General features: G+C 32.3%; 15 protein-coding genes. 14 read left to right on the forward strand and 1 reads right to left on the reverse strand.

From position 1 onward, the window contains the following. Positions 1–363 precede the first annotated feature (363 nt). Entirely contained in the window at positions 364–597 is a 234-nt protein-coding gene (locus tag BUA98_RS15530) for a helix-turn-helix domain-containing protein (protein ID WP_072973991.1), read from the forward strand. A gap of 72 nt (positions 598–669) precedes the next feature. Then, on the forward strand, positions 670–873 hold the full coding sequence (locus BUA98_RS22295; RefSeq protein ID WP_139257021.1) for a helix-turn-helix domain-containing protein: 204 nt from the start codon (positions 670–672) through the stop codon (positions 871–873). A gap of 94 nt (positions 874–967) precedes the next feature. Here the strand turns inward: BUA98_RS22295 and BUA98_RS15535 are convergent, their stop codons facing one another. Further along, a complete protein-coding gene (locus tag BUA98_RS15535; protein ID WP_072973993.1) occupies positions 968–1432 on the reverse strand; it encodes a UpxY family transcription antiterminator in 465 nt (154 codons plus the stop codon). Positions 1433–2035: 603 nt separating this feature from the next. On the opposite strand from BUA98_RS15535, the gene BUA98_RS15540 reads away from it, so the two are divergent. The 12 genes from BUA98_RS15540 to BUA98_RS15595 all read left to right on the forward strand — a co-directional run bounded on the left by BUA98_RS15540 (position 2036) and on the right by BUA98_RS15595 (position 15156). Then, positions 2036–2470 carry an adenylyltransferase/cytidyltransferase family protein gene (locus tag BUA98_RS15540; RefSeq protein WP_072973995.1) on the forward strand — a complete coding sequence of 145 codons (435 nt, stop codon included), beginning with the start codon at positions 2036–2038 and terminating at the stop codon, positions 2468–2470. Further along, the gene (locus tag BUA98_RS15545) at positions 2460–3461 is read left to right on the forward strand and encodes a mannose-1-phosphate guanylyltransferase (RefSeq protein WP_072973997.1); all 1002 of its coding nucleotides are present in this window, start codon (positions 2460–2462) and stop codon (positions 3459–3461) included. The genes BUA98_RS15540 and BUA98_RS15545 overlap by 11 nt, the downstream gene beginning before the upstream one ends. A gap of 32 nt (positions 3462–3493) precedes the next feature. Beyond that, positions 3494–4447 (forward strand): GDP-L-fucose synthase family protein, encoded by a 954-nt coding sequence (locus tag BUA98_RS15550; protein WP_072973999.1) that lies wholly within the window; start codon positions 3494–3496, stop codon positions 4445–4447. Between the two features lie 98 nt (positions 4448–4545). Next, positions 4546–5670, forward strand: coding sequence for a GDP-mannose 4,6-dehydratase (gmd, locus tag BUA98_RS15555; protein ID WP_072974001.1), 1125 nt, complete (start codon positions 4546–4548; stop codon positions 5668–5670). A gap of 55 nt (positions 5671–5725) precedes the next feature. Beyond that, entirely contained in the window at positions 5726–7138 is a 1413-nt protein-coding gene (locus BUA98_RS15560) for a nucleotide sugar dehydrogenase (protein WP_072974003.1), read from the forward strand. Between the two features lie 61 nt (positions 7139–7199). After that, entirely contained in the window at positions 7200–8492 is a 1293-nt protein-coding gene (locus tag BUA98_RS15565; protein WP_086065389.1) for a lipopolysaccharide biosynthesis protein, read from the forward strand. A gap of 92 nt (positions 8493–8584) precedes the next feature. After that, complete coding sequence (locus tag BUA98_RS15570) at positions 8585–9667, forward strand: glycosyltransferase family protein (protein WP_072974006.1); 1083 nt, start codon at positions 8585–8587, stop codon at positions 9665–9667. Next, positions 9664–10905 (forward strand): glycosyltransferase family 4 protein, encoded by a 1242-nt coding sequence (locus BUA98_RS15575; protein ID WP_072974007.1) that lies wholly within the window; start codon positions 9664–9666, stop codon positions 10903–10905. Before BUA98_RS15570 ends, BUA98_RS15575 begins: the two co-directional genes overlap by 4 nt. A 14-nt stretch (positions 10906–10919) precedes the next feature. After that, positions 10920–12251, forward strand: a complete 1332-nt coding sequence (locus BUA98_RS15580) for a hypothetical protein (protein ID WP_072974009.1) — start codon at positions 10920–10922, stop codon at positions 12249–12251. Then, complete coding sequence (locus BUA98_RS15585; RefSeq protein ID WP_072974011.1) at positions 12236–13375, forward strand: glycosyltransferase family 4 protein; 1140 nt, start codon at positions 12236–12238, stop codon at positions 13373–13375. Before BUA98_RS15580 ends, BUA98_RS15585 begins: the two co-directional genes overlap by 16 nt. A 2-nt stretch (positions 13376–13377) precedes the next feature. Next, positions 13378–14043: an acyltransferase gene (locus tag BUA98_RS15590; RefSeq protein ID WP_072974013.1), complete on the forward strand. Its 666-nt coding sequence runs from the start codon at positions 13378–13380 to the stop codon at positions 14041–14043. A gap of 39 nt (positions 14044–14082) precedes the next feature. Next, positions 14083–15156: a glycosyltransferase gene (locus tag BUA98_RS15595; RefSeq protein ID WP_072974015.1), complete on the forward strand. Its 1074-nt coding sequence runs from the start codon at positions 14083–14085 to the stop codon at positions 15154–15156.

Below are 15156 nucleotides of genomic sequence, written 5' to 3' on the forward strand. Positions count from 1 at the left end.
ATTTTTCCTTTTTAAATTGTCTTAACTATAAGAGTTTTGTTTTGTAATGCGTTTAAAATATAGTTTTTATCTGGTTAAAAATAATTTTTAGACGGCTTAAATCAACTATAGAAGGTGACTAAATGCATTTTATCGATTTTAAAATCCTTTGGACAGATTTATTATTTAAAACTATGGAAAATACATATTTTTGAGCGAAATTTAAAATTGACCAAAAAAAATTGACTGTTTGGTCAATAATATTGTTAATAATTTATCATTTAGGATAAAAAATTAACTTTTTGATAACATTGAAAGAAAGGCGAATTATTTTAACTACAATAATAATAATTCAAGATAAGAATTATTTAAATTTTTTATTTTATGAAATATAGTGTATACGAAAATATCAGAAAAATAAGAGAATTAAAAAACTTAACCAGAGAGTTTGTCGCTGCTGAATTAAAAATGAGCCCTAGTGGCTATGGTAAAATTGAAAGAGGAGATGTCGATTTAACGGTTTCTAAATTAATTGAGATTTCAAAAGTTTTAGATGTTTCAATTGAGTTCATATTTAAATTTGATGTGTCTATTTTTTTTAATGAAACGGCAAAATAAAATATTCTAAAAAAATGTAAAATTAAAAGTTTTAAAACGAGACATAAATAGATTAAATTAAATAATAAAGTTATGGAAAATTACTATTTAAGAATCAAAAAGTATCGGATAGAAAATAATCACACTTCCGAATTTATAGCTATTCAAATGGAAATGAGTTTGAAAAAGTATGAGAGTATTGAAAAAGGAATGGTCGATCTCAAATTATCAAAATTGGATAAGTTAGTTAAAATTTTAGGAATCAAAAAAAGTGAAATTTTCAAATTGGATACTTAGTTTTAGAAAAAAGAACATTTTTGTTATTCACAAAAAAATTAGAGTTCACTATTAAAAAGAACTCTAATTTTTTACTTCCTATTATTAGCTATATTTATTTTTTTACTTTTAAAACATATCCCAAAGATTCCAGAATTAAAACATAATGCGTTTTTGTGATGTCCTTGACAACAGCATTATGATCACAAAATGGTCCGGAATTCAAATGTATTTCATCTCCAATTTGGTACTGCATAACCGATATTTCTTTAGCAGTATCGCCACTTTTAAGCCATTCTTTTATTGTCTCAATTTCCTGGTCTTTTACAATAGCATGTTTACCTAGCCAAAATAAATACCTTACCACACCAGGTGAATTAAAAACCAGATTTCTATCTTTTTCTTCCAATTGTACAAATATATAATGATCAAATAATGGTGATTCGACCTTTATTTTTCTATCAGATCTTTGTATGGTTTTTTTAATCACAGGACAATAACAATTGATATTAAACCTGGTCAATTGTTCTGCAGCTCTTTTTTCCCATTTGGGCCTAGTGTATACGACGTACCATTTCATAATTCTAATTATTTATTGTATTAAAATACATTGTGATTTAAATAGAGATTTACTCTTTTGTATTTACCTCAGTGATTTTTTTAAGACTAATAGCTATAATTTAATTTTTAACTGCAAATAAATATTCTTCGAAATCTAAACAATCAAGAGGGTTTGCAGCCTTTTCTATTGATAATCAGACTAATTGTTTCAAGTGTTAATTACTTTGTGAATGTAATTCCAAGTACGGTAAGCAGTTACATTTTTAATAGCATTTTTTCCTTAGTAAGGACATTTAGCAACGAAAATGTAGTTTTAATTCTACATCAGTATTATAATTTTAACATAAATTAACATTGTTGATATAGCCGATAAAAATGATTTTTAATTTGTAGATTCTTAAGTCTGAATTTGAATAGTTTTTATACTTATAAGGAACAATAATTTTAATTTCTTTAAACATAAATTTTTCTTTTTTGGATAGCTAGATTGTAGCTATTCACGGGGAACCCCTTTTCATTTCTGAAAAAAGGAGCATTAAAATCCTGTAACAAGGTTAATAATGTATTTCGACTACAAAATCCATATTAGCAAACTTATTTTTAACTTAAAAAAATTAATCAGATGAAAATTGGAATAACTTTTAGTGCTTTTGATTTACTACATGCAGGGCACGTGAAAATGCTTGAAGAAGCAAAATTACATTGTGATTATTTGATTGTTGGTTTACAGACTGATCCAACTTTGGATCGTCCAACAAAAAATAAACCAACCCAAACTGTTGTTGAACGTTACATACAACTGAAAGCATGTAAGTTTGTTGATGAAATTGTTCCTTATGCTACTGAACAGGATTTGGAAGATATCTTGAAAGCTTTTACTATTGATGTCCGTATTTTAGGAGATGAATATAAGGAGAGAGATTTTACGGGTAGAAGTTATTGTGAAGAAAAAGGAATTGAGTTGTACTTTAATATAAGAGATCATCGTTTTTCAAGTTCCAATTTACGTCATGAGGTGTATCAAAAAGAAATTTTAACACACAGTAATGGCAATTAATAATCTTACACATGTAATTCTAACGGGGGGAGTCGGCAGCAGATTGTGGCCTCTATCCAGAAAAACACTTCCTAAGCAATATCTCGAACTTTTTGATGGCGAGTCACTTTTTGAAAAAACGGTGAATCGTAATCAAGTTATTTCTAATAAAATCATAGTAGTTGGAAATATAGAAAATTACAAAATGAGTAATGCTATTATGTCAAAGTTTAATAAATCTTTTACTCATATTATAGAAGCTGTGCCTCGTAATACGGCCGCAGCAATTGCATTTGCTGCGTTTGCATCAAAACCAGAAGATATCTTACTGATTACACCATCTGATCATGTTATAGAAGGTAACGATATATATGGTGCTGCTTTGGAGCAAGCAATTATATTGGCTAATCAGGATTACCTTGTTACGTTTGGTATAAAACCTACTAAACCGGAAACGGGTTATGGTTACATTGAATTTGAGCATGAAAATGTAATTGCATTTCATGAAAAACCAGATTTCGAAACGGCAACAGCTTATCTTCAAAATGGAAATTACTTTTGGAACAGTGGACTTTTTTGTTTTAAAGCAGGAAAATTTTTAGAGGAGCTTGAAAAGCAGGAACCTGAGGTTTATTGGGCTTCAAAAGCGGTCTGGGAAAGAAATCAAGATGGCTTTCTGAATTATGAATTGTCACTAAATATTCCTTCCATAAGTATTGATTATGCTGTTATGGAAAGAAGTAAAGACATTAAAGTAGTTCCTGGTCATTTTGAATGGTCTGATCTGGGTTCGTTCGAATCGGTTTATGATTACCTTGTGCAAAAGGGACATCCAATTGATGAAAATAGAAATATTGCCATAGGAACGTCATTACATACTACATTTATTGGTGTTAAAAATTGTATTTTAATTTACACCGCCGATGCCTTAATGGTTCTGCAAAAAGAAAATTCTCAGGAGGTAAAACAAGTTTATCAACATTTAGAATCTATTGCTTCGCCATTATTATAATTCATTTTAATTTTTTAATAAACGAGCCTACAATGATCGACAAAAATGCTGCAATATATATTGCCGGACACCACGGAATGGTTGGAAGTGCTATCTGGAGAGCCTTAAAATCAAAAGGTTATCATAATCTTATAGGAGCTTCAAGTAAAGAATTGGATTTAAAAGAACAAGAAGATGTTAGGGAATTTCTTCGAAAAATAAAACCTGATGTTATTATAGATGCTGCGGCAAAAGTTGGAGGAATCATGGCTAATAATGATTTTCCGTATCAATTTTTGATGGAAAACATGCAAATTCAAAATAACCTTATTGGAGAAGCTCATAAATTGGGTGTCAACAAGTTTATCTTTTTAGGGAGTTCTTGTATTTATCCAAAATTAGCACTACAGCCTTTAAAAGAAGAGTATTTGATGACAGGTTCTTTAGAAACTACAAATGAATGGTATGCTTTAGCAAAAATTAGTGGTGTAAAATTATGCCAGGCTATTCGCAAGCAATACAAAAAAGATTTTGTGAGTTTAATGCCAACAAATCTATACGGCATTCATGACAATTTTGATTTGAACAGTTCTCACGTTTTACCGGCGATGATTCGTAAATTTCATGAAGGCAAAGAAAATAATAATGCTTCAGTTATTCTTTGGGGTACAGGTAAACCAATGCGGGAATTTCTATTTGTAGATGATATGGCAGAAGCGGTAGTTTTTGCTTTAGAAAATGAACTTCCGGGACATTTATACAATGTGGGAAGCGGAGAAGATATTACCATTAAGGAACTAGCTGCCATAATACAAAAAATTGTGGGACATACCGGGCAGATTATTTGGGACGATAACAAACCGGATGGGACACCCAGAAAATTATTGGATGTTTCTAAAATGCATAAGATTGGTTGGAAACACCAGGTTAATCTTGAACAAGGAATTCAAAAAACCTACAATTGGTTTTTGGAAAATATTGAAAACTTCAAAGAAAAGATCTATTAATAGTTTCTTTTTATTTATCTCTATCAAAAGACTTTATCGTTACAAATTTAAAAACGTGCACTTAGCAGTAGAATGCTATATGCTTTATACTTAAGATTATGAGTCCATTAAAAAAAATAGCTTTTATTACGGGTGTTACAGGACAAGACGGCGCTTATTTGAGTGAATTTTTACTAGAAAAAGGCTATATCGTACACGGTTTAAAAAGACGAACTTCTATGTTTAATACAGATCGTATCGATCATTTATATCAAGATCCATATATAGAAAACAGAAATTTCATTTTACATTATGGTGATATGACCGATAGTACCAATTTGACTCGTTTAATTCAGTTAATCCAGCCTGATGAGATTTATAATTTGGCAGCAATGAGTCACGTTGCAGTTTCATTTGAAACTCCGGAATATACTGGAAATGCTGATGGATTAGGAACCTTACGACTTTTGGATGCGGTTCGTTTGCTGGGATTAGAAAAGAAAACACGAATTTATCAGGCATCAACTTCAGAGTTGTATGGTAAAGTGCAGGAAGTACCCCAGTCTGAAAAAACACCGTTTTACCCGCGTTCGCCTTATGCTGTGGCAAAAATGTATGCTTATTGGATTACCGTAAATTATAGAGAAGCTTACGGAATGTATGCCTGTAACGGAATCTTATTTAATCATGAATCACCTATTCGTGGAGAAACTTTTGTAACGCGTAAAATTACCAGAGCAACTTCAAGAATAGCTTTAGGATTGCAAGAAAAATTATACTTAGGGAATCTGGATGCCAAACGCGATTGGGGACATGCTAAAGATTATGTACGTATGATGTGGATGATTTTGCAAGCTGAAGAACCAGAAGATTGGGTAATTGCTACAGGAATAACTACTCCGGTTCGTGAATTTGTTCGTATGAGTTTTGCCGAAGTGGGTATTGAATTAGAGTTTATAGGTGTAGGTGTAGAAGAGAAAGGCTTTGTAAAATATTGCAGTAATCCGGATTATCAAATTGCAATAGGTACAGAAGTATTGGAAGTCGACCCAAATTATTTTAGACCTACAGAAGTAGAATTACTAATAGGAGATTCAACAAAAGCCAGAACTAAATTAGGTTGGGAATGCCAATATGATTTAGCTGCATTGGTAAAAGAAATGATGGAATCTGATTTAAAACTGATGGGTAAAGAACAGCATTTAAAGGAATGCGGTTACAGTATCTTAAATTATTTCGAGTAGCCAATAACAGAAGTAGCTAAAAAAGTAATTTTTTATACCTCATAAAAGATATTAAATGAAAATCAAAAATATTTGCTGTTTAGGTGCCGGTTATGTTGGTGGTCCAACCATGTCTGTAATCGCATTAAAATGTCCGGAAATTAAAGTAACTGTTGTAGATCTAAACGAAACACGTATTTCAGCATGGAATGAGGAGGATTTAGATAAATTACCAGTTTATGAACCAGGGCTTGCTGAGGTGGTTCGTGAGGCAAGAGGTCGTAACTTATTTTTTTCAACCGAAGTCGATAGTGCAATTGAAGCTGCAGATATGATTTTTATAGCTGTAAATACCCCTACAAAAACATATGGCGAAGGTAAAGGAATGGCAGCTGATTTAAAATTTGTTGAGTTATGTGCCAGACAAATCGCCAGAATTGCTAAGACTGATAAAATAATAGTCGAAAAATCAACTCTCCCAGTAAGAACAGCCGAAACATTACAAACTATTTTAGATCGTACAGGCAACGGTGTCAAATTTGAAGTACTTTCAAACCCGGAGTTTTTAGCAGAAGGAACAGCTATAGATGATTTACTTAATGCAGATAGGGTTTTAATTGGAGGAAAACAAACAGAGAGTGGTCAAAAGGCAATTCAGTCCTTGGTTGATATTTACACACACTGGTTGTCACCAAAACAAGTTTTAACAACCAATGTATGGTCTTCAGAATTATCAAAATTAACGGCCAATGCCTTTTTAGCGCAAAGAATTTCGTCGATTAATGCATTATCGGCTTTATGTGAAGTAACTGAAGCAGATGTTGATGAAGTTGCCAATGCCATTGGAACCGATAGTCGAATTGGATCTAAATTTCTTAAAGCTTCAGTAGGTTTTGGTGGATCTTGTTTTCAAAAAGATATCCTAAATTTAGTCTATTTATGTCGCTATTTTAATTTACCTGAAGTGGCAAATTATTGGGAACAAATTATTATTCTCAACGATTACCAGAAATACCGTTTTGCCAAAAATATTATCAACACTCTTTTTAATACCGTGAGTGGAAAGAAAATAACTTTTTTGGGCTGGGCTTTTAAAAAGAACACGAATGATACCCGCGAGTCAGCTGCAATTTATGTAGCAGAACATCTCATTGAAGATGGTGCAGAAATTCACGTCTACGATCCTAAAGTTTCTGAAGAAAAAATTAAAGCCGATATGCGGTATTTGTTAGAAATAAAGGGACTTACGGAACAGAAAATTGAGTCGAAAATAAAACAAATTTTTGTCTACAAAACAGTTACGGATGCTCTCGATCAGGCTCATGCTGTTGCGCTATTAACTGAATGGGATGAATTTAAAACTTATGATTGGGAAATTATTTATACCAAAATGTACAAGCCCGCTTTTGTATTTGACGGACGTAATATTCTGGATGTAGAAAAATTAAAAACAATAGGTTTTCAAATTAAGGGAATTGGAAAAGGGTAGGCTTATCCATTTTAAAAAAACATTTTTTTAACCATTTTATTTCCATTCCTTGAAAAATATTTTGATAAAGTTCAAAGAGCATCCTAAGTATGATACGGTCATAAGCTGGGGAAAATTGCTTTCGATTACCGGAAGTGCCCAAATTATTATACAGACTTTAGGATTTGCATCGGGTATTTTAATAATTCGTTTGTTAACTGTTCAGGAATATGCTTTTTACACCTTGGCTAACACTATGCTTGGGATGATGGCAGTACTTGCTGACGGTGGTATTGTTCCGGGAGTCATGGCACAAGGAGGGAAAGTGTGGGAAAACAGACAAAAAATGGGAGCTGTTTTAGCGACAGGTTTAGATTTAAGAAGAAAATTTGCTATTGCAAGTTTGTTAGTATCTGTACCCATTTTATTTTATCTTTTACTGCATAATGGCGCTAGTTGGGTTATGGCATTGCTTATAGCAGCAGCATTGATTCCTGCCTTTTATGCAACCTTATCCGATTCTCTATTGGAGATTATTCCTAAACTGAATCAAACCATTGTACCATTGCAACGAAATCAAATCGAAGTAGGAGTTGCGAGATTATTTTTGTCAGGTTTAACTATGTTTATTTTTCCCTGGGCTTTTGTAGCTGTATTAACGGCAGGTATTCCGCGTACATGGGGAAATATTGGTTTACGAAAAATAGTCTACACTATGGCTGACAAAGATCAAAAGCCAAATGAAGAAGTTAAAAAAGAAATATTAAGTTTAGTTAAACGGATATTACCAACCTCAATTTATTACTGTTTTTCAGGGCAAATTACAATTTGGTTGGTTTCCATTTTTGGTAATACACATTCTTTGGCTCAATTAGGAGCTTTAAGTAAAGTGAGTGTTATGTTGTCCATTTTTAATGTAATAATTGCAACATTAATTATTCCGCACTTTGCTAAACTGATGCTAAATAGATATTTATTGTTTAATCGTTTTTTGCAAATAATGGGGCTTTTAATTGTTTTAATAAGTCTTATTATTTTTATAGTTTATTTATTTCCTACTCCAATCCTATGGCTACTTGGAGACGCTTATAAAGGTTTACAATTTGAGTTACTACTAAGTATAATTAGTAGTTGTATTGGATTATTAGGAGGAGTAGTTTTTAACTTATATACTTCAAGAGGTTGGGCTATGTCACCAACAGTATCAATTTTGATTAACTTATTCTCGATTGTTTTTTTTGCCAGATTACTGGACTTGAGTAATTTAAAAGGAGTTTTGCTTTTTAATATAGCTTTAGGTGTAGTTTCTTTATTGCAAACAGTTTTGTTTTGTACGTATAATATTTTTCTGATAAAAAATAATGATATCACTTAATCCTGTAAATTGGATTAAAGAGAATAGAAATCAAATAATTAATAATATCAGTAAGTTCTTAGACAGTTTAATTTATTCAGACAAAAAGTAACATGGAAATTCTCTTTATTTGCGGCTCAGCCGAAATTGGTAATGATGGTGTAGGTGATTATACCCGTCGCTTATGTGGAAAACTGATAAGATCTGGTCATGAAGCTCAAATTTTATCTTTATGTGATCATCATGCCAATTCTTTTATTACTGAAACTCAAATGTCTGAAGAAACTGAAATAAAGGTGCATAGGATACCTATTTCAGCTCCCAATAAGCAAAGTTTAATTTGGGTGCAAAGTGTTTTGAAAACTTTTGAGCCTGATTGGATTTCCTTGCAATACGTCCCTCATAGTTTTAACCCAAAAGGATTGCCATTTTGGCTCCCGACTTACTTAAAAAAAATAAAGGGAAATCATAAATGGCATATTATGTTTCATGAATTGTGGTTAGGGATTGATGCAGAATCTTCGCTTAAACACAAATGTATTGGTCTATTACAACAATTGATAGCTAAAAGGATTATTCATAATACTAAAACACATTATGTAAATACTCAAAATAAGTTATATCAATTCTTTCTTCAGTCTCATAATATTGATGCAGAAATTTTACCAATCTGTGGTAATATACCTTTGACTGCAGTAAAAAAAGAACAGCTAGGATTTGTTCAGTTCGTTTTATTTGGTACAATACATATTGGAGCTCCTTTTGAAGATTTTATTGCTGATCTAATGAGCGCTTTAAATAATTTTGACAAGCCTATAAAATTTGTTTTTATTGGCAAAAATGGACCTCAACTTAGCGGTTTTACCTCTATACTTGACCATTATAAAATAAGTTATGAAGTTTTAGGCATACAATCTGAAAGTGTAATATCACAAGTACTTCGGGATAGTGATTTTGGAATTTCTACAACACCATATTATCAGAGTGAAAAAAGTGGAGTTTATGCGGCTTACAAGGAACATCAGTTAAATACGATTTGTGTTTCACGCGAATGGACCCCCACAAAGGGACAGTATGTTATACCGCAAATTATTAAATATGAAAAGAATAATTTGAATATAGTTCCAATGAATATTGAAGTTTCTGATACGCAAAATATGGCCACGCAGTTTATTAATTCAATTTTCGCATTATGAAGTTATTGGTTTCTCATCCAACATTAAATGCAAATTCAAAAAATTTGATGATTGGATTATTGCAAAATAAACTAGTTTTTAAATTATTTACATCGATAGCAATATTTCCGGGGCAACTATTATACAAGTTAGCCAGTAATCCAAAACTAACAGATTTAAAAAGAAGAAGTTTAGATAAAGAGTGGCAACCTTACACAAGATCAAACTCTTTTTTTGAGTTTGGACGCTTACTAACTTCAAAATTAAATTTAGATAGTTTAATAGCACATGAAAGAGGTATTTTTTGCATTGATAAAGTATATGATAAGCATGACAAATGGGTTTCTAATAATTTAGACAAAGCAAAAAAAAAGGGACTGTCAGGAGTTTATGCTTATGAAGATGGAGCATTATCCACCTTTAAAAAAGCGAAACAATTAGGATTGTGCTGTATTTATGACTTGCCTATTGGATATTGGAAAAGCGCTCGTTTATTAATGCAAAAAGAATTTGATGTTAATCCGGATTGGTCAGGCACACTTACAGGATTTAATGACTCAGTAGGTAAACTCCATAAAAAGGATCAGGAATTAGCATTGGCAGATGTTCTTTTTGTAGCAAGTAGTTTTACTAAAGAAACATTGAAAGAATATACAGGTAACTTACCCGAAATCAAAGTAATTCCATATGGTTTTCCAGAAGTTAAGCAAAAGAAAAAGTATCAGCCACTTGAAAATCGGAAGCTTAAGATTTTATTTATAGGTGGGTTATCACAACGAAAAGGACTCTCTTATTTATTTGAAGCAGTTGAAGGATTGCAAGATGAAGTAGAGTTGACTATAGTAGGGCATAAAGCAGTAGCAAATTGCAATGCGTTAAATAAAGCCTTAGAAAAACACGTATGGATTCCATCTTTACCTCATGAACAAATATTAGCTTGTATGGGGGAACATGATGTATTTGTTTTTCCATCTCTTTTTGAAGGTTTTGGTTTGGTAATTACAGAAGCAATGTCGCAAGGCGTACCAGTTATTACAACGGATCGTACAGCGGGGCCTGATTTGATCAGAAATGACGAAGATGGATGGATTGTACCAGCCGGTTCTTCATCGGCATTGAAAGAAGTACTTATTAAAATACTTAAAAAACCTGAAATATTAGAACAATTCGGGCTTGCAGCTCAAAACAAAGCTAAAGCCAGACCATGGTCTGTTTATGGACAAGAAATGGCTGATGCACTTTCTTCATTAAAGATTTAAAACAAATAGAATAAATGGATATTGGAATAGAGCAAGTAGGAGAACCAAGACATAATTCTTTAAAAATAGCTATTTGGTTGTATTTTTTACTTTGGATTTTTGAAGGTGCTTTACGTAAATGGGTGCTACCAGGACTGGCCACACCATTATTGATCGTACGTGATCCTGTTGCTATTTTTATTATTGGCAGGACCTTATATCTGAATGTAAAATTTATAAATACATACATAGTTTTTGGATTGATATTTACCTTGTTTGGGTTAGCAATTACACTAACCTTTGGACATGAAAATCTTTTCGTAGGTATTTATGGTGCAAGGATTATGTTGCTTCATTTTCCACTTATATTTATAATTGGACAAGTTTTTACAAAAAAAGATGTGCTCAGAATGGGACAATTTCTTTTAGCGATGAACATTTTGATGACAATTATTGTTTATTTTCAGTTTACAAGTCCTCAGAGTGCATTTATAAATATTGGAGTTGGAGGAGAAGGTAGCGCGGGGTTTTCTGGTGCTATGGGGTATAGCAGACCTCCAGGAACATTTTCATTCATTTCAGGTTTGTCAATTTTCTATACAGCGGTTTCTGTTTTCATTTTTTATTTTTGGCTGTCTAAGGATTATTGTTCCAAAATTTTACTTTATAGTAGTACGATTGCCTTAGTTGTTGCTTTGCCTCTTACTATCAGCCGTGGTGCTGTAGTGGCTGTTGCTATTGTAGGTTTGTTTGCTATCATCGCATCAGTAACTACTGCAAAAATGTTAGTTAAATTACTATTTAGCACTATTGCTTTTTGTTTAGTAATAGTCGTTTTGCAAAAATATTCTACAATATTCAGTTTAGGTACTGAAGTTTTTATGGATCGTGTTGATACCGTGAATAAGGTTACAGGTGGAGGTTTAACAGATTCAATTTTTTTAAGAGCGATAAATGAATTTACACAGCCTATTGTTGAATTATTCGATCAGCCATTGTTTGCAGGAAATTTAGGTATGGGTACAAATGCTGGTGCTCAAATGTTAACTGGTAAAATTGCATTTTTGGTTGGAGAAACAGAGTTTAGTCGTTTAGGTGGTGAACAAGGGATTATTTTTGGAGGTGGACTTATAGCGCTACGCATCTTTTTAGCAGTAAGTATTGCCGTTCAGGCTTTGAAATTACCAAAAGAAGAAAAACTACTTCCCTTTATTATTTGTGGAGCTGCCTGCATAGCAATATTTCAGGGACAATGGGCCCAACCCAGTATTTTAGGTTATGCAGTTATTATGACAGGTTTAGTTATGGCTAGTTTAAAAAAGGTAGAAATTTCTCCGAAAAAAAATAGTTTATGCTTAGAAAAATAGTTTTAATTGGAAATTATAAGCCTGACAAGCAATTTAGTATGCAAATTTTTGAAGTTTTGATGGCAGAAGGATATACAAAATCAAAGCTTCAGGTGAAAATTATTCGTCCTCGCGAAATATTGAGGAAATTAAGTTTAAATAAGCAAGGCTTAATGAAATGGTTAGGATATATTGACAAGTTTTTTTTATTTCCTATTCAGCTTTTATTTACAAGAGGTTTAAACTTTATCTTATTCAGATCAGTAAGCTATCACATTTGTGATCACTCCAATGCTTTTTATCTTTATTTTTTACCTCAAAAGGAAACAATTATTACCTGTCATGATGTTTTAGCAATAAGAGCAGGCCTTGGATTTGGGGATACTTATTGTCACGCTACAAAATCAGGTAGAGTATTGCAAAAGATAATTTTAAATGCATTATCCGGAGCAAAAAAACTAGCAGCAGTATCTGAATTTACATTAAATCAATTAGTAGAGATTGATAAAAAAAGTGATAGTAACAAAAAATGGATAATTATTCATAATGCTTTATCTGAAAAATTTGCGCCTTTGCCAAAAGATCAGATTCAGAAAGTATTGAATAAGTTTCCCCAGATAAAGAACAAGGATATTATTTTGCATGTAGGTTCTGATTTAGAACGTAAAAACAGAAAATTATTAGTTCATATGATTTATGAACTGCAAAATAGTTGGGAAGGATTATTGGTTTTGGCTGGAGAAAGACTAAATGCAGAACTGGTTGAGTTAATTCAAAAATTAAATGTTTCAGATAAAATTTTGCAAATAAAAAACCCTAGTGATAAAGAAATTATAGCACTTTATTCTATGTGTCAGGCCATGATTTTTCCATCTTATTCTGAAGGTTTCGGCTGGCCAATAATCGAAGCTCAGGCTTGTGGATCGCCTGTTATTACAAGCAATAAAGCTCCTATGATGGATGAAGTAGGCGGAAATGCTGCATTATATGCTGATCCAAACGATGCAAGCTCTTTTGCAAATCAGTTTTTAAAATTTAATGATATAAAATTTAGAAACGCTACCATTAAACTTGGATATGAAAATGCAAAACGATTTGATTTCAGTAATACCATTCGTCAATATGTTGAATTAATAGAAAATTAATCATGTTGGTACTAAAAATAATAACCGTTTTATTGCCTTGGCCTTTAAAACGATTTGTTCTGGTTCATTTTTTTAAATATGAAATTCATTCATCAGCCAGAATTGGTTTTTCATGGATTTATCCTAAAAGGCTGATTATGGATTTGGATTCTAATATTGGAAATTTTAATGTGGCAGTACATTTGAATTTAATGATAATTGGAAAATACTCCAGCATTGCAAGAGGTAATTGGATCACTGGATTTCCTACTAACACTAATTCTAAACATTTTTCCCATCAGCCAGACCGCAAATCGAATTTAATAATTGGAGAACATTCGGCTATTACCAAAAAACATCATATCGATTGCACTAACATGATTCAGATTGGCAATTTTGTTACAATTGCAGGTTATTCAAGTCAATTGCTTACCCATTCTATTAATATCGAATTAAATATTCAGGACAGCCATCCCATAACTATCGGAGATTATTGTTTTGTTGGAACTGCTTCAACTATTTTAGGCGGAGCATCTTTACCAGCCAATTCTGTCCTTGGAGCAAATGCCTTATTAAATAAAAAATTTACAGTTCCTTACCGATTATACGGTGGAAATCCTGCTAAGGAGATCAAAGAACTTTCAAGAAATTATAAATATTTTAATAGACAAGAAGGTTTTGTCTTTTGAATAATAAACTATTAACATAACTAACCTAAGGTTCCAAGTATGAAAATAATTCATTATATAGCCAGTATTGATAAAAGTGGTGGTGGAACTACAGAATATATGCGGTTGTTGAGCACAGCATTAAAAAATGATACTTCATTTAGTATTGCTACAGGCATATCTAAGGATCCTATAGTTATTGAAGGTGTTCCAATAAAATTTTTTAATAGCAATTTATCACGATGGTTTTCCTTGATGAATGAGTTTCATTCTTATTTAAAAAATGAAAAGCCAGATATTGTGCATATTAATGGGATTTGGACTCCCCAAAATTGGGGTTTTCAAAGTGTGGCTCAAAAACAGGGAATAAAAGTAGTTGTTTCACCTCATGGAATGCTGGAACCCTGGATACTTGCTCATAATTCATTCAAAAAAAAGATAGCATTGTTTTTATATCAAAGGAGAGCTCTAAAACAATCAATATGTCTTCATGCAACTGCTCAAATGGAGGCAGCAAATATTAAAGCTTTAGGTTATAAAAATCCTATTCATATTATTCCAAACGGAATTTATTTACATGACATAAAAGTGATTAAGGAGTATTACGGAACAAAAAAAATGATATTTATGTCCAGGATTCATCCTAAAAAGGGTATTGAGGTGCTCTTAGAAGCCTGGAGGGATTGTTATACAGAAGACTGGACTCTTGAAATTGCAGGTACAGGTGAGGAAAATTACATGGCAAGCCTAATTCAAAGTGTTGAGGATTTGGAAAATGTGCGTTTTGTCGGAGCAAAATATGGTGAAGAAAAGTGGGATTTTTTGAGGTCTGCAGATGTAATGGTACTTCCAACGCATAGTGAAAATTTTGGTATTGTAGTTGCCGAAGCTCTGGCAGTAGGGGTACCGGTGATTACAACGCAAGGTACTCCCTGGGAAGATTTGGAAACATATAAATGTGGCTGGTGGATTGATTTATCGGTTACTAATTTAGAAAATGCTTTAGTTAAAGCCTTCAATGCACCAATCATGTTATTGGAAGTTATGGGTAGACAAGGTCGGGAGCTAGTGAAAAATAAATACGACATAGAGGTAATGAGTAAGCAAATGTTGGAATTATATAAGAATATATAA

This window comes from Flavobacterium saccharophilum (assembly GCF_900142735.1).
Taxonomy (GTDB): Bacteria; Bacteroidota; Bacteroidia; order Flavobacteriales; family Flavobacteriaceae; genus Flavobacterium; species Flavobacterium saccharophilum.